This is a genomic window from Glutamicibacter sp. NPDC087673 (assembly GCF_044743255.1).
In the GTDB taxonomy this organism is placed as follows: Bacteria; Actinomycetota; Actinomycetes; order Actinomycetales; family Micrococcaceae; genus Glutamicibacter.
In genome coordinates, this window is sequence record NZ_JBIUWB010000004.1 from 320,603 (window position 1) to 338,417 (window position 17,815).

Genomic DNA, 17,815 nt, shown 5'->3' on the forward strand with positions numbered 1-17,815 from the left:
AAGTGTGACCGCTGCCACTAATGTCAAAAATGTAGCTGTTTACCCACCCGTAGGCAGCAACCAGTTAATAAATATTAACCATACGCGTCGCGGCGTGTGCTTCCAAGAAACTCACGCACCTGGCGCAGAACATGACCGCCACCGGTTTATGCACATCCCGCAGCCGATGCCGGTTCGTCCCTCAACGAAGAGAGAGCCTGATGATTGATCTCGAACTCGACGACCAGTATCAAGACCTGGTCGACATGGTCCGCGAATTCGCCCAGGAAGTCGTAGCCCCGCAGAGCGCGCAGAACGATGCCAACCATGCGTTCCCCTATGACATCGTCAAGCAAATGGGGCAGATGGGTCTCTTCGGGCTGCCAGTCTCCGAAGAATACGGCGGTTCCGGCGGCGACTACTTCCACCTCGCGCTGGCGCTCGAAGAACTGGGCAAGGTAGACCAGTCGGTAGCCATCACTCTCGAAGCCGGCGTCTCCCTGGGCGCGATGCCGATCTACCGCTTTGGCAGCGAGGGCCAGAAGCAGAAGTGGCTGCCAGCCCTGGCCGCCGGCGAACGCTTGGCCGGTTTTGGCCTGACCGAACCCGGTGCAGGCTCCGACGCCTCAGCTTCCTTGACCAAAGCGAAACTGGAAAATGGCGAATGGGTTATCGATGGCGCCAAAGAATTCATAACCAACTCCGGTACCGACATCACTTCCCTCGTCACGGCCACCGCTGTCACCGGTGTCGACGAAGCAACCGGCAAGAAGGAAATCTCGGCAATCATCGTGCCGACGGGAACCGAAGGATTCACCGCGGAGAAGGCCTACGACAAGGTGGGTTGGCGTGCCAGTGACACCCATCCGCTGAGCTTCAGTAGCGTGCGAGTTCCGGAGGAGAACCTGCTTGGCGAGCGCGGACGCGGATACGCCTACTTCTTGGAAATTCTCGATGAGGGACGTATCGCCATCGCGGCGTTGGCCACCGGAGCCGCCCAGGGTTGCCTCGACGAGGCGGTGAAGTATGCCAAGACACGGACTTCCTTCGGTCAGGCCATCGGCCAGTACCAAGGCATCTCCTTCATGATCGCTCGCATGGCTTCGCGCGCCCACACGGCCCGTCTGGCCTACTACGCGGCGGCGGCGAAGATGCTCGCCGGCAAGGACTTCAAGATCGAAGCCGCGCATGCCAAGCTGATTGCCAGCGAAGCGGCGATGGATAACGCCCGTGATGCTACCCAGATCTTTGGCGGCTACGGATTCATGAATGAGTCATTGGTTGCACGGCACTACCGCGATTCGAAGATCCTGGAAATCGGCGAAGGAACCACGCAGGTCCAGCAGATGCTCATTGCCCGCAGCTTAGGTCTCTGATTCTTGCCAGAGGGGGCGCTGCATCCTGATTTTGGGGTGTGGCGCTCTTTGGGCGCTCACAGTAAAACGAACCATAATGGGTAGGGTGAGCTCCCAGAAAACTTTCATTCCAGCCGGACATCCCCGTCGCGTCAGCCTGATCGGTTCCACCGGTTCCATCGGCACGCAGGGACTGGACGTCATCGAAAACGCATCCGGACAATTCTCCGTGGCAGCGCTGTCCGGTGGGTACAACCTTGAATTACTGGCTCGCCAGGCAATTAAGCACCGCCCTGCGCTCGTTGGCAGCGCCGTGGAATCCAAGGAGGAGCTTGCAGCGGCCATTAAGCGAGCCGCAGAAGATGCATCGGTAACCGGATACACTCCCGAGCTGGTGGCCGGCGCGCATGCGGCAACCGAGGTTGCCGCTTTCGCCGAGGCCGACGTGGTGCTCAATGGCATCACCGGTGCCATTGGCCTAGCCCCGACCATTGCTGCCTTGGAAGCCGGCCACCTGCTGGCACTGGCCAATAAGGAATCCCTGATCATCGGAGGCCAGGTAGTCAAGCGGATCGCGGCACCAGGCCAGATCTCGCCCGTTGATTCCGAGCACTCCGCCCTCGCCCAGGCCCTGCGCTCTGGCGCGCCCGAGGAAGTGGCCAAGCTGCTGGTGACTGCCTCTGGCGGTCCATTCTTCGGCTACAGCCATGAGCAGCTGCGTGATGTCACCCCCGCCCAGGCGCTGGCTCATCCAACCTGGGACATGGGGCGCATGGTCACCACCAACTCGGCCACCATGGTCAACAAGGCTTTGGAAGTCGTCGAAGCCCACCTGCTGTTCGACGTGCCACTGGAAAAGATCGAGCCTGTGGTGCATCGCCAGTCAATCATTCACTCGATGGTGGAGTTCATCGACGGTTCGGTGATCGCCCAGGCATCGCCGCCGGATATGCGCCTGCCGATCGCTTTGGGCATTAATTGGCCGCATCGGGTTGCCGGTGCCGCGAAGGCTTGCGATTTCTCCACCGCAGCAAGCTGGACCTTCGAACCACTGGATGAGGAGGTCTTCAGCGCTGTAAAGCTTGCCAAGCAGGCTGCAGCGTCGTCGGGAACGCATATGGCTGTCTATAACGCCGCCAACGAAATTGCAGTGGATGCCTTCCATGATGGAAAGATCCGCTTCACCGACATCGTTGAGACCGTGGAACGGGCCTTGGACGAGTACACCCCGATGAGCGCAGCGCTATCGGTCGAAACAGTGCTGGAAACAGACCGCTGGGCCCGCGCCCATGCAACGAAGATCATCGAGGCCAAAGCATGAGTGCATTGCTGTTCATCGGCGGCGTCCTATTCATGGTGGTAGCCGTCGGGCTGTCCATTGCGCTGCATGAAATCGGGCACCTGGTACCCGCGAAACTGTTCAAGCTGCGCGTTCCGCAGTACATGATCGGTTTCGGCAAAACGCTGGTTTCCTTCAAGCGTGGCGAAACGCAATACGGCATCAAGGCCCTGCCCCTGGGCGGCTACATCTCGATGGTGGGCATGTACCCGCCACGCGACCAGGTCGTCTCGGATGCTTCCGGGAAGAAGCCGAATCTCTTCCAGAAGGTCTTCGGACAGATGGTGGATGACGCACGCTCGCAGGCCAACGAGAACGTGCTGCCCAGCGATGAAGGCCGGCTGTTCTACCAGCTGCCGATCTACAAGCGCGTCATCATCATGCTCGGTGGCCCAATCATGAACCTGGTCATCGGGTTCGTGGTGATCGGCATCGTGCTGACCAGCTTCGGCCAGGCTACGCCAACCACCACAGTCTCCGAGGTGTACCAGTGCATTGCCAGCGCGCAGAACGCAGAGCAGGCCGAATGCACCGACAAGGATGTCCCAGCGCCGGCTTACGAGGCAGGCCTCCTGCCAGGGGACACGATCACCGCCGTAAACGGCACCGCTGTTGCGGAAGCTGAATGGAATAAGCTCACCGATGTCATCCGCGATCATCCAGGAGAACCCATCACCCTGGACTATGCCCGCGACGGGCAGATTCGCACCACCGAGCTGACTCCGTACCTGACCGAACGCCCGGCGACCGACGAAAATGGCTACGTGCTGCTCGATGAGCAGGGCGAATACATCATGACCAAGGTCGGTTTCGTCGGGATGGGCTCCTTGCAGCGGGACCTGACCCAGCCGCTGAGCGCGGTTCCCGGCGTGATCGGGGATCAGTTGCTGAGAATTGGCGATGTCATCCTGCACCTGCCCCAGCGCATGGTGGATGTCGCCCAAGCTGCTTTTGGCAGCGAGGAACGCGACCCGAATGGGCCGGTGTCCATCGTGGGCGTTGGGCGCATTGCCGGAGAGATCAGCGCGGAGGATTCCATCTCGGTAGCTGACAAATTCGCAACCTTGCTGTCATTGGTGGGCGGTTTGAACTTGGCCCTGTTCGCCTTCAACCTGATCCCGCTGCTGCCGCTGGATGGCGGCCACGTGGTGGGCGCGCTGTATGAGGGGCTGAAGCGCACAGTTGCCAGGATCTTCAGGATCAAGAAGGTACGGCCTGTGGACACGGTCAAGCTTTTGCCGCTGACTTATGTCGTGGTGGTAGCGATGCTGGTCATGGGCGGGCTCTTAATATATGCGGATATCTTCAAGCCGATACAGCTGTTCTAGGCAGGGAGAAATATGCTGTAGGCATGACTGTTTTTGCTGTTGAATACGCGTACGCCGAGAACTCCACCGAGCTGCGCAATGAACACCGTCCAGCACACCGCCAGTACCTTTGCGGCTTCCTCGGCGAAGGTGCGGTACGCCTTCTTGCTTCGGGGCCGACCCCGGTCAACGACGGCGCGCTGTTGATCTTCGCGGCAGAATCGCAAGCTGCGCTGGACGAAGTGCTTTCCAATGATCCTTTCCAGAAGGTTGGCGGAATCGGCGCGGCCACCGTCACCGAATGGAACCCGGTAATTGGCCTGCTGGAGGATTTCGCGTCCTAGGCGATAGGTACCTTGCACCAGCCTCCGCTGTTCTTTTCCGAGAACAGCGGAGGCTGCCTGCATTAAACAGCTCGGATGGCGCAGACTGGTAGGGGAGAGGAAGTGGAAAACATCATGGATGTGCAGATCACGTCAACGCTGGCGATCCCTGCAGCCGAGCTGAACTGGCATTTCTCCCGTTCCTCGGGCCCCGGCGGGCAGCATGTGAATACCTCGGACTCACGGGTGGAACTCACCTGGGTAATTGGCGCTTCGCGGGCCTTGTCCGACTGGCAGCGTCAGCGCTTGCTGGCGAAGCTCGGACCTCGCTTGGTGGCCGGGGCCATCGTCGTGACTGCTTCCGAAGAGCGATCGCAATGGCGCAACCGCCAGCTCGCCCAAGAGAAGTTGGGGCGCATCGTGGAAAAAGCGCTGGCGCCGGATGCACCGGCACGCAAGGCAACGAAACCTACCCGCGGTTCTCACCGGCGCAGGCTGAGTGCCAAAGCTACTCGCTCAGCCACCAAGCAACTTCGCCGCAAACCAGGGATGGACTGATCCCAGCGATCAGCTACTGTGCTTCATGTCACTTTGCTGCACGGAATGGTTGGGGTGGGGAAACGGTTGAAAGTAGGTGAAGCGTCAGCTTTCTATTATTTTGCCTTTAGGAGAACACCCTATGACCACCAAGGTCCTCACCCTCGTCGGTTCCCTGCGCAACGGTTCGACCAACCAGCAGCTGGCCGAAGCCACTTCGCACAACGCACCTGAAGGCATGGAAGTTTCCGTGTTCAGCGGCTTGGAGAACATTCCTTTCTACAACGAGGACCACGACGTGGAAGGTGGCGTTCCTGCCGCCGCCCAGGCCCTGCGCGACGCAGCCGGTGACGCCGATGCGCTGATGCTGGTCACTCCTGAGTACAACGGCACCATGCCAGCTGTCCTGAAGAACGCCATTGACTGGCTGTCCCGCCCCTTCGGTGCCGGTGCGCTCAAGGACATGCCAACCGTGGTCGTTGGCACCGCTTTCGGACAGTACGGTGGCGTCTGGGCGCAGGACGAAGCGCGCAAGGCACTGAACATCGCCGGCGCCAACGTGCTGGAAAACGTCAAGCTGGCTATCCCTAACTCGGTAGTGCGCTTCGCTGAACTGCACCCGAAGGATGACGCTGAAGTTGTCGAGCAGGTCTCTGGCGTGCTGAGCAGCATCAAGGAAATCGCCGAAGCCAACTAGGTTTTCACGATCCCCGGAAGCTCAATAGTGCAAGAAAGGCCACGGTAACCGTGGCCTTTCTCGCATGAGTACCCGCTCACCGCGATACGGTGACATACTTGGACTAGAGAAATACCCACAATCTATTCGGAGGCGTCCATTGACTTCGGTCAGCCTAGGCATGCCGGCAGGCCCACCGCCGGTACTCGCACCACGTCGCAAGACTCGCCAGTTCCAGGTTGGATCCGTAGGTGTCGGCTCCGACTCGCCGATTTCGGTTCAGTCGATGACTACCACCAAGACCCACGACATCAACGCCACCTTGCAGCAGATTGCCGAGCTGACCGCTGCCGGCTGCGACATCGTGCGTGTGGCCTGCCCAACGGATAAGGATGCGGAAGCGCTGAAGATCATTGCGATGAAGTCGCAGATCCCGGTGATCGCCGATATCCACTTCCAGCCAAAGTACGTCTACGCTGCCATCGAAGCAGGCTGTGGCGCGGTGCGCGTGAACCCCGGCAATATCCGCCAGTTCGATGACCAGGTCAAGGAAATCGCGCAGGCCGCCAAGGACCACGGCACCTCCATTCGCATCGGCGTCAATGCTGGCTCGCTGGATCGCCGCTTGCTGCAGAAGTACGGCAAGGCCACCCCTGAAGCGCTGGTTGAATCAGCTGTTTGGGAAGCTTCCCTGTTTGAAGAGCATGGATTCCATGACTTCAAGATCTCGGTAAAGCACAACGACCCTGTGATCATGGTCCGTGCCTACGAGATGCTGGCCGAACGCGGGGACTGGCCACTGCACCTGGGCGTGACCGAAGCCGGTCCAGCATTCCAGGGCACCATCAAGTCCGCCACCGCTTTCGGTGCACTGCTCTCCAAGGGCATTGGCGACACCATTCGCGTATCGCTGTCCGCTCCACCGGTAGAAGAGGTGAAGGTCGGCAACCAGATTCTGGAATCGCTGAACCTGCGCCCCCGCAAGCTGGACATCGTTTCTTGCCCGTCCTGCGGTCGTGCCCAGGTGGATGTTTACACCTTGGCCGAGCAGGTTACCGCTGGGCTCGAAGGCATGAAGGCTCCATTGCGCGTGGCAGTAATGGGCTGCGTTGTCAACGGACCGGGCGAAGCCCGCGACGCTGACCTCGGCGTTGCCTCCGGCAATGGCAAGGGGCAGATCTTCGTTAAGGGCGAAGTTATCAAGACCGTCCCGGAAGATCAAATTGTTGAGACTTTGATTGAAGAAGCCAACCGTTTGGCAGCAGAAATGGGACTGGACAATGACGAGAATCCTTCCTCGGGTTCTCCCATGGTCTCCGTCAGCTAGAACTAGCCGCCGGAGCGTCGAGGGAGAGCCGCGCATCTTGGGCCGTCGTGATACGACAGCCCTCATTGAGCTGCTCGATCGCGACCCCGTCGCCAATATATTCACCCGTTCGCAGGTGAGCATCCACCGGTCAGCGGTCCCAGACGGGTTTGCCCACATCGTTGGCTTGGACGGCAGCGAAGGTCTTGAATCGGCATGCTGGGTGGGCGCCAACATGGCGCCCACCGCCATGCCGGAGTCCGATGCCCAGAAGTACGCCATGCATGCCATCGATTCCCGACAGCGATTCGCCTCGGTATTCGGACCGGCAGAAACAGTTCTGGCCATGCATGACGTCTTGCGGGATGGTCCGCAAGAAATTTTTGATGTCCGGGAAAATCAGCCACTAATGGCCATCACCCAAATCCCGGAGGGAATTCGCCGCAACCGGATTCGGCCGGCTCAGGTTCAGGAATTCGACCTAGTCCTGCCTGCCAGCGCTGCCATGTTCGAAGAAGAGCTTGGATATTCGCCGTTGGAAAACGGTGGAAGCTTCTACCGCAACCGTGTACGCCAGTTAATTCGTGAGGGGCACACGCTCATGGACTGCGACCAGCGCGGCAACGTGATTTTCAAGGCTGATTTAGGCACCGTCACCGACGAAGTAGTGCAAATCCAAGGTGTTTGGGTGAACCCGATGTATCGCGGCCAAGGCTTGGCTGCCGGCTACATGGCCTCCACGGTGGACTACGCGATGCAGTTCGCTCCTGTAGTGAGCCTGTACGTCAACGACTACAACACCGCTGCAATCAAGACTTATCAGAGCATCGGCTTTGAACAGGTCGGCACCTTCGCAACGATCCTGTTCTGAACAGCAGTGGCACGGGCAACGTGGAAATCAACCGGTTCTGCTCTTGAGCCACCTGCAGCTACGTCGCCAGAAACAATTCCGCCTTACCGCGGATCTGGCTGGCTGCAAAGAATCCCGCAGGTGAAGGCGAAAACGAAGTTGATTGCGGATCCCGGTTCATCGTCTGTTGTGCAACGTTCTCATGACTAATACGGCGCTATAACGGGCCATTCGGTATTCGCGGCAGTCAGTGCTCCAGCTGCGCGGCCAATGAAGCCCGAGCATCGACAAATAAAGTCGCATGAACGACTGTTGCCGGAAGTTGAGCTTATCGCCGCGACCCACTTAGCCGCTATGAGTCCCCATTACCTGCTTTTCCTTTGTATCGCTGGCGAAGCTCGAGTGGCGGGAAACCTGTTTAGCATCCTTTGAGGACTTTCGCTTAGCTGCGGCAAACATCCATTTCTCCGGCTAATGGAGAGCAATCCATTCGCTTAATGACCCGGCAAGGGAAACGGGACCCAGGTGCTATGCAACTTGGGCTATTTCTTCTTCCGCTCAACGCGGGAGCAACAATGCCCATCGAATGATCATCGGTCTTCTAGACTCGAAAGTGTAAAAGTGATGGTGATGGGAAAATTTGTGGTTCAAGCCATTGGTACTAAAGCGTATTTGGGTGCTGGTATGTGCGCAGCAGTACTCCTCATTGGTGGGTGCAGTTCGCCAGAAGTCGAAACCGGTGCCTCGACGGTCGCCCCAGTCCAGCTCGACGGCGGACAGCTGGAAAATCTGCTTGAGGATTTCGCCAAAGACGAAGAAAACTCCCAAGTCATCAACGACAAACAGCTACGCAAGAGCATTCCGCAAGCACAGGAGTGGATAGAGAACGTCCAAGTGAATCCCAGTAAATGCGGAGTTACCTTTGCTGAGCCGGTCGCAGATCAATTGCAGAGCGCCACGATGGGCGCCATCGAATTCGAGGACAGCTACCTAACTGTTGCAATCTACAAAGACCCTGAAGTTTTGCAAGCGCAATGGGTTGCCAAAACTGAGGCCAATGCTGATTGCTCGCGTTACACAGTCAAATTAGGCAATGAGACTCGCGCTTACCACATTGCAAAGCAGCCTATTGATTCTGCTGCAGGATTGGCCGACGGGTATGTAATTACCAGCAGTGATGGGTCGTCCACCAAACAGCAGCTCATCATTCGCTCCGCTAATTCGAACGTCCTGCTCGGCATTCAGCGTTCCACTTCTGCCGCGAACACCGCGAACGAAGTTGAAGAAGCATCCGGGATCCTCCAAGAACTCATGAACCGACTTACCCAGTAGTTCATTTCAAGACGCCATCGGTCTTCCGGTGGCAATTACGGAAAGCAATAGATGACTAAGCGTTTAGCCCTCTGGGCATTGCCATTGGCCACGACCATGATGCTGGCTGGATGTTCTTCGAATTCCGCGACAGAACCAGCGGAAACGGCTGTTTCGACGGCCCCGGCGGAAAGCAAGAAGACTTCTGCCTCGGGTGATGTGCTCAGTGCGGAGCAGGTAGAGTCCATTGCTTCCAAGCTTTTGGAAGGCGACAACGCAGTCCAGATAGTTGGCAATGAGCAGATGCAGAAGCAACTGGAAGTTGCCAAGAACGCTGAAACTCCCAGCGGAATCAAGCCGGAAAAGTGTGCCGAGATGAATGCCAAGTATTCAGTTACCGACTTGACGGCATCGGTATCCGCAACGGCGACCAGTTCCTCCGAATCCGTCGGCAAAGTCGTGCAGGTCTTCTCGTTGACCGACGAGGCCACCCGCAAGAACGTATCGGAGGCATTGACGCTGGATGATCTGGAGGGATGTGAAAAGGCCACTGTTGAGCTGGGCGGCGAGGAAATCGAAACTCAACGCCAGATCCTGCCGCTGGACGTCGAAGCGGATCAATCGTTGACCATGTCCACCCAGATGGATGCGGGTGGCGGACAGCTACTGACCTCGGTCGTTGTGCAGGCTCTGCAAGATGGCAATTTCGTGCTGGTTACCCTGCAGACTGGTTCGCAGCAACCAGCTGAACTGGCCGCACAGGCAGTGGAGCTGGCAGATCGGGCGTTCGCCGAAATCGAGGCGGCTCAGTAGCCGAACGGGCGGGGTATCCGTTTTATGGACTCTCCAACATCAGTTGGCCTTGCACCGAGGAGTGCAGAGCTCGTGGTTTAGCAGCCAACATGCCTTTTCCTCGAAGCAGCGTACCTCCGAGTCATATTGGCCCCCTTGGCAGATGAACGATAAATCAACTGCTGGGACCTTGTTTCTGTGCGGTGCCTGCCGATTTCTCTTTGACTGGTGCTTTTCCTGGCAACGGGTGGCAAGCGACCAACCCTTGACCATTCAAGTGAACTTTGGACTCTATTCCATTCGCTGCAACACTCTCTCATAGTCCTTTTATTTCCAACACATTGTGAAATACTGTGGATGGCTTATCATCACCAACGTGAGGAAATCACCATGAAGAAGCGTTCACTCTGGGTGCTGCCTGTAGCAGTTGCCCTTGCCTTGACCGGTTGCAGCTCGAATTCAGGGACTGAGGGCGCTGCTGGCTCTTCGGAGGCCCCTCAGGAGCAGGAAAGCGCGGGGGTGCCAGCGCTGACTGCTGAGCAAGCCGCTGCAGTTGCCAAAACCCTGGGTGGAGACGGACCGAATGTGCAGGTTCTGGCTAGCGATGCACTTAGCGGCTCATTGGAAAGCGCCAAGGGCCTGATCGATCAGATGGAGATCGAACCTGCGAAGTGCGCCGAGTTCGTCTCGCAGCAGGGGACCCAGGACCTGGACGGCGTCAACATGGCCGCAGCGATCGTCGTTGGCGAAACAGGCGAGAGCAACAGCTACTCCGTCGCTGGCTACGAGGATACTGCCAAGCTGGATGCAATCAAGGGCATGGTAGATGCCAAGGACCTGCAGGGCTGCGAGGACTTCTCGATGAGTGTTGCGGGCCAGAAAGTTTCTGCCTCGGCCAAGATCCTGGATGCTGAATCCGATGCGGACAAGACCATCGCAACCCACACTGCCATGACCATGAATGGCGAAGAGGTCCCAGGCGGTTCTTACCAGATTCAGGGCGTAGTCGGTGAAAATGTTGTGGCCGTTTCCCGCACCCAAACTGGCGAACAAGCTGATGGCGAGGCTGTGAAAGCACTCGTTGAGGAACTGAACAAGGCAGTTGAAGAGGTTAAGGCCACGGCCAAGTAGGCCTCCTTCAGCCGTTGACGGCTCTTCTGGTTCCAAGGGAATCAGAAGAGTCTTCACTTCTTTGCGCGGCAAATGCTTCCCAATGATGCGCGAGTCATGGCATTCTCAATGGATGACCCTGGAACACGGTGCGCCACGCAAATCCATCGAGGCTGCCTTGACTGCGGGCGAGGATCCGACGCGCAAAGCCCGAAGCTTGAAGTCCCTGCATCAGCTCTGGGCCGCAGGTGCGTGCATCCCTGAAGTGGTTCGGCCAGTGGTGGCGCGTTCATGGTCCAGGGCCGGCAAGCTTGGAACAGATATCGTTCCTTTGGATACTTCTGAAATACGCGAGCGCAGGCAGGCCAACGAAGAACTCAACGGACTGGTCGAGCTCTTCAAGGAGCGTTTGCTCTCCTTGGCCACCCAGGCGGGAAACCAGCTGGTCATCTCCGACGAGCAAGGATTCGTGCTCTGGGTGCTCGGGCCCTCTGCAGTACGCCGCCGAAGTGACGGCATCGGATTTGTCGCCGGTGCACGCTGGCGCGAAAGCGACGTGGGCACTAATGGGATCGGCGCGGCAATGGCCGAGCGTACCCCGGTGCAGATTTTCGGCCCGGAGCATGCCCGGGAAGAACAGCACAACTGGGTCTGCACATCGGCGCCGGTCATGAATCCTGCCGCCTCGGCGCTGATTGGCACGATCACGCTGGCAGGCTCGTTCCGCACGGCGCATCCGCACTCCTTGGCTCTGGTCTCATCCGTGGCCCGAGAAGCAGAATTATTCCTGCAAACCGAGCATGCCTTGAAAATGCAGACGCTCCAGCTTTCCACCCAACTGCCCGAAGGCGAGTACGTCCTAGTTGACGTGCAAGGCTCCATAGCCGCCGCCCAAGGCTACAGTGTTGGATCCAAGCTCAATTTGCCGATGTCCATGGAAGAAGGGAGGAACTGGATTTCCGGGCTGGGATCAATTGATGCGCGGCGGACACCGGGAGGCTGGCTGCTGCAAAGGGCAGAAGGCCAGGTGAGCCTCCAGCTGTACGCAGGAGCTTCACTGCAGGCTATTGTCCATTCGCCCGGTGGGGCGACGCGCATCAACTTGAGCGCGAAGCATTGGCAGATCCTTGAGCTGCTGGCTGCGAACCCTCACGGAGTGAGCTCAGGGCAGTTGGCGAGCCTGTGGCCTGCGGATACGCCGAACGTCACCATCCGCGCCGAAATATCCCGCTTGCGTTCCAAGCTGCGTGGCCTGATCGCCTCACGTCCCTACCGGATCGTGGTCCCGGTGAGCAGCCACTAGCAATCCCGGAGCAGCTGCAACCTATTGCAACGCTTTTCTTTTGTGACGCAGATCATATTCTTTCATTAGTCGCGGAGGGCCCGAATGGCCATCCATTGAATCCCGATGAAGAGATGAGACGCAAATGACTGACAATGATTGCTTGTTGCAAGCCCGGATCTGGTTCCATTCCTTGCAGATAGCGTTGGAAGCGGGTGACGCGCCAGCAGCTGTGCAGCTATTTTCGGAGGAGTGCTACTGGCGGGATCTGGCCTCGATGACATGGAACCTTCACACCAGCGAGGGCCGTGACGGGATCGAGAAGATGCTGCTTGGCGTTGAACGAGGCGCGTGGCCGCGGAACATCGAAGTCACCAGCGCACAAGAGGCTGACGGCGTCATTGAAGCCTGGTACACGTTCGAGAACGACGCATTCAACGGGCTTGGATTACTCCGCTTGCGCGATGGGAAGGCCTGGACCCTGCTGAGCACCGCGCAGGGCCTGCGCAAATTCCCCGAACCAGCTGGTCCGCGCCGCGAACTGGGCGCCGAGCACGGCGTAGCGATGAGCAAGGAAAACTGGCTTGATCGACGCACCGCGCAGCAGCAGTCCCTGGGGATCACCGACCAGCCCTACACGCTGATTGTCGGCGGCGGCCAAGGCGGCATAGGCTTGGCCGCTCGGCTCAAGCGCATGGGTGTTCCTGCCCTGGTCATCGATAGGCATCCGCGTCCCGGTGACCAATGGCGTTCGCGCTACCATTCCTTGGCGCTGCACGATCCGGTCTGGTATGACCATATGCCCTACATTGATTTCCCCGACCACTGGCCGGTGTTCACGCCCAAGGACAAGATGGGGGATTGGCTGGAAAGCTACACCAAGCTCATGGAGCTGGACTATTGGTCACTGACTGAAGCGACCAGCGCCCGGCAGGATCCGGAAGGAGAGGGGTGGATCGTCGAGGTAGAACGCGACGGAGTACCGTTGACCCTGCGTCCCACCCAGCTGGTGCTGGCCACCGGCATGTCCGGTATTCCGAACATTCCCCAGTACCCGGGAGCCGAGATCTTCAAAGGCGAGCAGAACCATTCCTCCAAGCATCCAGGCGGCGAACGGTACGAGGGCAAGAACGTCGTGGTTATCGGTGCCAACAACTCCGCACACGATATCTGCGCGGATCTGGTGCAAAACGGGGCCAAGCCGACTATGGTCCAACGTTCCAGCACGCATATCGTGCGCTCCGAATCGCTGATGAAGCATGTGCTGGGCGGACTGTACTCGGAAGAAGCCCTCGCTGCCGGCATAGACCACAACAAGGCAGACCTGATCTTCGCCTCCATCCCGTACAAAGTCCTCCCGGAATTCCATAAGCCGGTCTTCGAGAAAATCCAGCAGGAAGACGCGCACTTCTACAAGTCGCTGGCGGATGCGGGATTCGAGCTGGACTTCGGCGACGACGGTTCAGGGCTGTTCCTCAAGTACCTGCGCCGCGGCTCGGGGTACTACATCAACATCGGTGCCAGCGAGCTGGTGGCCGACGGATCGATTGCTTTGGCCCATGGCGAGGTATCGCACTTGACCGAAGAATCGGTGGTGCTGGCCGATGGCACTCGGCTGCCGGCGGACGCGGTGGTCTACGCCACCGGTTACGGCTCGATGAACGGATGGGCGGCGAAGCTCATCTCCCAGGAAGTCGCGGATGAAGTCGGAAAATGCTGGGGCCTGGGGTCGGGGACCGCCAAGGATCCGGGTCCATGGCAGGGGGAACTGCGCAATATGTGGAAGCCCACCAAGGTCAAGAACCTCTGGTTCCACGGAGGCAACCTGCACCAGTCCAGGCATTATTCGAAGTATCTGGGCTTGCAGCTCAAGGCACGGTACGAGGGCATCGGAACTCCGGTGTATGCGCTCGCCGAAACCTATCATCAATCCTGATAACACCGTTTCCCTGCCCGTGAATCGGTTTCCCGGACCCGGAGCAAGCGCTGTATGGCGCTTCCTCCGGGTCACCCGCGCGTCTGCCACGAGGCGGTTTTCGGGCCTTATCCGGACGTTTCGTTGAACTGCAACGGCCTGGAAATCGCACAACGAATTGAACGGAAAGCCGGATGAACCATGACTCCCACGCTCCTGGCACCTGCGCAGTTTATGAATCGGCGCAGACCGCGGATGCCGCAACAACGCCGGTGCACCGGCCTGCGCGCCGCAGCCGACCCAGCTGCACCATGCTTCCGCGTAAGCCTCGCCATGGGTGCTGGCAAGTACAAATCGTCGGGGAACTGGCACCCGACTGGGATGTCCTTTGCTGGCAGCGACTCAACGAAACAGAACCCTGCAGCGCCCACCATCTATCCAGAGGCCCGCATCCGGCCCCGGGCACGCAACACGATTCCGCGCAAGCCCTTGAATTTATTGGGAAGTGGCCGAAAGCTGTAGCATTGATTAAGGCCAATTTTGCGGCCAAAACCCATTTGATTTTGCATAGCTAGTCGGCATCCGAAAATATTTCTGAAGTCGACGGACGGAAAAGGACACCCCGAGTGGTTTTGAAGCTTTCCACTACCTTCTTGCGCACCTTGCGTGAAGATCCGGTTGACGCCGAAGTCGCCAGCCACAAGTTGTTGGTACGCGCCGGTTACATCCGTCGTGCGGCCCCGGGCATCTACACCTGGTTGCCGATGGGTTTGAAGGTCCTTGCGCGCGTTGAAGCTATTGTTCGCGAGGAAATGAACGCTATCGGCGGCCAGGAAGTCCACTTCCCAGCGCTGCTGCCACGTGAACCTTACGAACAGACCGGCCGTTGGACCGAATACGGCGAAGGCCTGTTCCGTCTCAAGGACCGCAAAGATGCAGACTACCTCTTGGCACCGACCCATGAGGAAATGTTCACGCTGCTGGTGAAGGATCTGTACAACTCGTACAAGGATCTTCCGGTCTACCTGTACCAGATCCAGAACAAGTACCGCGACGAAGCACGTCCACGCGCGGGCCTGCTGCGTGGCCGCGAATTCATCATGAAGGATTCGTACTCCTTCAACATCGATGATGAAGGCCTGGACGAAGCCTACATGGCTCACCGCGGCGCCTACCTGAAGATCTTCGAGCGCCTGGGTCTGGAAGTTATTCCGGTCTTCGCGCAGGCTGGTGCCATGGGCGGCTCCAAGTCCGAGGAATTCCTGCATCCAACAGCTATTGGCGAGGATACCTTCGTCCGTTCGGCCGGCGGTTACGCAGCCAACGTGGAAGCTGTCACCACAGTAGTGCCAGCGTCCATCGATTACGCCAACGCACCTGCGTTCGAAGTTGTCGATACCCCGGATACCCCGACCATCGAGACGCTGGTTGCCGCGGCCAACGAGCTGCGCCCACGCGAGTCCGGTGCTTGGGAAGCCAAGGACACCCTGAAAAACGTTGTCCTGGCGGTGACCGATCCAGAAGGCAACCGCCAGTTGGTAGTCATCGGTGTTCCAGGCGACCGCCAGGTGGACCTGAAGCGTGTCGAAGCTACCGTGGGTGCCCCGCTGGGCATCATCGGCGAGGTCCAGGTTGAAGCCGCTAGCGGTGAAGACTTGGCCAAGCACCCGGAATTGATTGCCGGCTACATCGGCCCAGGCAACGGCCTGGATCAGGCTGTTCTGGGTACCGAAGGCACCAGCGGCATCACCTACCTGGTTGATCCTCGCGTAGTATCCGGTACCTCGTGGATCACCGGCGCCAACGAAAAGGGCAAGCACGTTTTCGGCTTGGTGGCCGAGCGCGACTTCGGCTTTGACGGCACCATCGAGTCGGTCAACGTGCTAGAGGGCGACCCGGCACCGGACGGCTCGGGCCCATTGCGCACCGAACGCGGTATCGAAATGGGTCATATCTTCCAGCTTGGCCGCAAGTACGCTGAGGCTCTGGATCTGCGGGTCCTGGACCAGAACGGCAAGCTGAAGGTTGTCACCATGGGCTCCTACGGCATTGGCGTCACCCGTGCGGTAGCAGCACTGGCCGAGGCTTACCATGACGAAAACGGTCTGGCATGGCCAAAGCAGGTTGCTCCAGCCGACGTCCACATGGTCGTTACCGGCAAGGGCCCAGAGCTGCTTGAGGCTGCTGAGAAGTTGGCCTCAGAACTAGAATCGGCCGGTTTGGAAGTTATCTTGGATGACCGTCCAAAGGTGTCCGCGGGCGTGAAGTTCTCGGATGCAGAACTGATCGGCATTCCAACCATCGTTGTTGTGGGCCGTGGACTTGCTGAGGGCGTAGTTGAGGTCAAGGATCGTGCCACCGGCGAACGCCGCGATGTCAAGGTCGAGGACGTTGTCGCTGAGCTGAGCGCCTAAAAGGCTGTAGCCAATAACTGAATAGGGGAGTAGCGCGGTGCAAGAGTTCTTGGAATTGCTGTCCGTCAACGGTGAACCCGTCTCCTTCTGGCCCCTGGTGTTGCTGCTTCTTGCAGCTTTGGGCGCTGGATGGATTGACGCGGTGGTTGGCGGTGGCGGCCTGATTCAATTGCCCGCGCTGCTTCTTTTCCCCGGCATCACGCCGGTGCAGGCGCTGGCCACGAATAAGCTGGGCTCAATCTTCGGAACGGCTACCAGCGCGGTGACGTACTACCGGCGCACCAGCCCGGATTTGAAGACCGCTATTCCGATGGCATTGACTGCCATGCTCGGTGCCTTCGGCGGAGCTGCGCTGGCCACAATTCTTCCCTCTGGAGCCATTCAGCCCATCATTATCGCAGCGCTCATTGCGGTGCTGCTGTTCACGATCCTGAAGCCCAAAGCCGGGGAGCTGTCGCGCCTGCGCTACGCCGGGCATGGGCATTATCTTCGAGCCATCCTGATTGGGCTGCTGATTGGCGGCTACGACGGGATGATCGGTCCCGGGACTGGATCGTTCTTGATCATCGCCATGGTGACAGTGCTGGGCTACAACTTCTTGCAGTCCTCCGCCAAGGCGAAGATCGTTAACCTTTGCACCAACGCAGGTGCTCTGCTGCTCTTCATCCCCACGGGGCACGTTCTAGTCGCATTAGGCCTGGCCATGGGCGTGATGAATATGCTCGGAGGCTATCTCGGGGCGCGCATGGCGATCTCAAAGGGCAGCGCTTTTATTCGCATTGTTTTCGTGATCGTCGTTTCGGCACTGATCATCAAGCTCGGCTCGGACCTGATCCTCGCCGGCAAGTGATAGCTTTAGCGGCCGCTAGCTGCTGATGTGTCGATTGGCGGGTATCCGGCGTAGTGCTGGACATGCTGGGGTTCAATGGCATGGACCATGGAACTGGTCGCCATTTGCGCGATCCTGAAAGTCAAGAAGCTGGAACCCATTGCAGTTTTGTAGAGTTGGGAAACCGTAGTGTGGCTTGCCAGCGGATCTACAACCTTCAACGCTGTGCAACCGATGGATACATACAGGAACCACAAATCGTTGTTCTCCGGATCGAGAGTAGCGATCAGAGCTGGCGGCTGGTGCGCGGCCACGAGCGACATGACGTCGTTGACTGTTTCCTCAGGTTGCGCAATGACAATAGGCATGCCTTGGACCCAACCATGTGAACTGAGTTGCGCCCGACCTTGCCTTGAACCGATCACTTCGCTGACCAGTTCTGCTGTCTTCGAACGCATGAATCGACCTGACATTACCCAACCTCCAATTG

16 protein-coding genes are annotated in these 17,815 nt (G+C 58.7%); 15 read left to right on the forward strand and 1 reads right to left on the reverse strand.

Translation table 11 applies throughout. The annotated features are described in order from the left end of the window. The first annotated feature begins 200 nt into the window (after window positions 1-200). The 15 genes from ACIOTL_RS11675 (at window position 201) to ACIOTL_RS11745 (ending at window position 17,346) form a co-directional block, all read left to right on the forward strand. Complete coding sequence (locus ACIOTL_RS11675; protein WP_105657262.1) at window positions 201-1,355, forward strand: acyl-CoA dehydrogenase family protein; 1,155 nt, start codon at window positions 201-203, stop codon at window positions 1,353-1,355. Window positions 1,356-1,431: 76 nt separating this feature from the next. Further along, window positions 1,432-2,655, forward strand: a complete 1,224-nt coding sequence (dxr, locus tag ACIOTL_RS11680) for a 1-deoxy-D-xylulose-5-phosphate reductoisomerase (RefSeq protein ID WP_400342766.1) — start codon at window positions 1,432-1,434, stop codon at window positions 2,653-2,655. Then, window positions 2,652-4,001: an RIP metalloprotease gene (locus tag ACIOTL_RS11685; protein ID WP_105661822.1), complete on the forward strand. Its 1,350-nt coding sequence runs from the start codon at window positions 2,652-2,654 to the stop codon at window positions 3,999-4,001. Before dxr ends, ACIOTL_RS11685 begins: the two co-directional genes overlap by 4 nt. A gap of 23 nt (window positions 4,002-4,024) precedes the next feature. Beyond that, window positions 4,025-4,324 carry a YciI family protein gene (locus ACIOTL_RS11690; protein WP_105657265.1) on the forward strand — a complete coding sequence of 100 codons (300 nt, stop codon included), beginning with the start codon at window positions 4,025-4,027 and terminating at the stop codon, window positions 4,322-4,324. A gap of 114 nt (window positions 4,325-4,438) precedes the next feature. Further along, window positions 4,439-4,861: an alternative ribosome rescue aminoacyl-tRNA hydrolase ArfB gene (arfB, locus tag ACIOTL_RS11695; protein WP_105661823.1), complete on the forward strand. Its 423-nt coding sequence runs from the start codon at window positions 4,439-4,441 to the stop codon at window positions 4,859-4,861. A 121-nt stretch (window positions 4,862-4,982) separates the two neighbouring features. After that, window positions 4,983-5,537, forward strand: coding sequence for an NAD(P)H-dependent oxidoreductase (locus ACIOTL_RS11700; RefSeq protein WP_105657266.1), 555 nt, complete (start codon window positions 4,983-4,985; stop codon window positions 5,535-5,537). A gap of 139 nt (window positions 5,538-5,676) precedes the next feature. After that, complete coding sequence (gene ispG, locus ACIOTL_RS11705; protein WP_105657267.1) at window positions 5,677-6,843, forward strand: flavodoxin-dependent (E)-4-hydroxy-3-methylbut-2-enyl-diphosphate synthase; 1,167 nt, start codon at window positions 5,677-5,679, stop codon at window positions 6,841-6,843. Next, window positions 6,797-7,693 carry a GNAT family N-acetyltransferase gene (locus tag ACIOTL_RS11710; protein ID WP_400342768.1) on the forward strand — a complete coding sequence of 299 codons (897 nt, stop codon included), beginning with the start codon at window positions 6,797-6,799 and terminating at the stop codon, window positions 7,691-7,693. The genes ispG and ACIOTL_RS11710 overlap by 47 nt, the downstream gene beginning before the upstream one ends. Window positions 7,694-8,293: 600 nt before the next feature. Further along, window positions 8,294-9,004 carry a hypothetical protein gene (locus tag ACIOTL_RS11715; protein WP_400342770.1) on the forward strand — a complete coding sequence of 237 codons (711 nt, stop codon included), beginning with the start codon at window positions 8,294-8,296 and terminating at the stop codon, window positions 9,002-9,004. 51 nt (window positions 9,005-9,055) lie between these two features. Next, entirely contained in the window at window positions 9,056-9,796 is a 741-nt protein-coding gene (locus tag ACIOTL_RS11720) for a hypothetical protein (protein WP_332486588.1), read from the forward strand. A gap of 369 nt (window positions 9,797-10,165) precedes the next feature. Beyond that, window positions 10,166-10,906, forward strand: coding sequence for a hypothetical protein (locus tag ACIOTL_RS11725; protein WP_400342772.1), 741 nt, complete (start codon window positions 10,166-10,168; stop codon window positions 10,904-10,906). Window positions 10,907-11,018: 112 nt separating this feature from the next. Then, the gene (locus ACIOTL_RS11730; protein ID WP_400342774.1) at window positions 11,019-12,188 is read left to right on the forward strand and encodes a GAF domain-containing protein; all 1,170 of its coding nucleotides are present in this window, start codon (window positions 11,019-11,021) and stop codon (window positions 12,186-12,188) included. 124 nt (window positions 12,189-12,312) lie between these two features. Beyond that, window positions 12,313-14,103: an NAD(P)-binding domain-containing protein gene (locus tag ACIOTL_RS11735; protein WP_400342776.1), complete on the forward strand. Its 1,791-nt coding sequence runs from the start codon at window positions 12,313-12,315 to the stop codon at window positions 14,101-14,103. Between the two features lie 605 nt (window positions 14,104-14,708). After that, window positions 14,709-16,496: a proline--tRNA ligase gene (locus tag ACIOTL_RS11740; protein ID WP_400342777.1), complete on the forward strand. Its 1,788-nt coding sequence runs from the start codon at window positions 14,709-14,711 to the stop codon at window positions 16,494-16,496. A gap of 37 nt (window positions 16,497-16,533) precedes the next feature. After that, window positions 16,534-17,346, forward strand: a complete 813-nt coding sequence (locus ACIOTL_RS11745) for a TSUP family transporter (protein ID WP_181148826.1) — start codon at window positions 16,534-16,536, stop codon at window positions 17,344-17,346. Between the two features lie 5 nt (window positions 17,347-17,351). Here ACIOTL_RS11745 and ACIOTL_RS11750 read toward each other — a convergent pair whose 3' ends face one another. Next, the gene (locus ACIOTL_RS11750) at window positions 17,352-17,783 is read right to left on the reverse strand and encodes a hypothetical protein (RefSeq protein WP_332730583.1); all 432 of its coding nucleotides are present in this window, start codon (window positions 17,781-17,783) and stop codon (window positions 17,352-17,354) included. Window positions 17,784-17,815 lie beyond the last annotated feature (32 nt).

Coding starts and splice junctions, on each gene's coding strand:
- ACIOTL_RS11730 (WP_400342774.1), top strand. CDS start 11,019: ATGACCCTGGAACACGGTGCGCCACGCAAATCCATCGAGGCTGCCTTG.
- ACIOTL_RS11720 (WP_332486588.1), top strand. CDS start 9,056: ATGACTAAGCGTTTAGCCCTCTGGGCATTGCCATTGGCCACGACCATG.
- ACIOTL_RS11750 (WP_332730583.1), bottom strand. CDS start 17,783: ATGCGTTCGAAGACAGCAGAACTGGTCAGCGAAGTGATCGGTTCAAGG.
- ACIOTL_RS11675 (WP_105657262.1), top strand. CDS start 201: ATGATTGATCTCGAACTCGACGACCAGTATCAAGACCTGGTCGACATG.
- ACIOTL_RS11710 (WP_400342768.1), top strand. CDS start 6,797: ATGACGAGAATCCTTCCTCGGGTTCTCCCATGGTCTCCGTCAGCTAGA.
- ACIOTL_RS11685 (WP_105661822.1), top strand. CDS start 2,652: ATGAGTGCATTGCTGTTCATCGGCGGCGTCCTATTCATGGTGGTAGCC.
- ACIOTL_RS11690 (WP_105657265.1), top strand. CDS start 4,025: ATGACTGTTTTTGCTGTTGAATACGCGTACGCCGAGAACTCCACCGAG.
- arfB (WP_105661823.1), top strand. CDS start 4,439: ATGGATGTGCAGATCACGTCAACGCTGGCGATCCCTGCAGCCGAGCTG.
- dxr (WP_400342766.1), top strand. CDS start 1,432: ATGGGTAGGGTGAGCTCCCAGAAAACTTTCATTCCAGCCGGACATCCC.
- ACIOTL_RS11700 (WP_105657266.1), top strand. CDS start 4,983: ATGACCACCAAGGTCCTCACCCTCGTCGGTTCCCTGCGCAACGGTTCG.
- ACIOTL_RS11725 (WP_400342772.1), top strand. CDS start 10,166: ATGAAGAAGCGTTCACTCTGGGTGCTGCCTGTAGCAGTTGCCCTTGCC.
- ACIOTL_RS11735 (WP_400342776.1), top strand. CDS start 12,313: ATGACTGACAATGATTGCTTGTTGCAAGCCCGGATCTGGTTCCATTCC.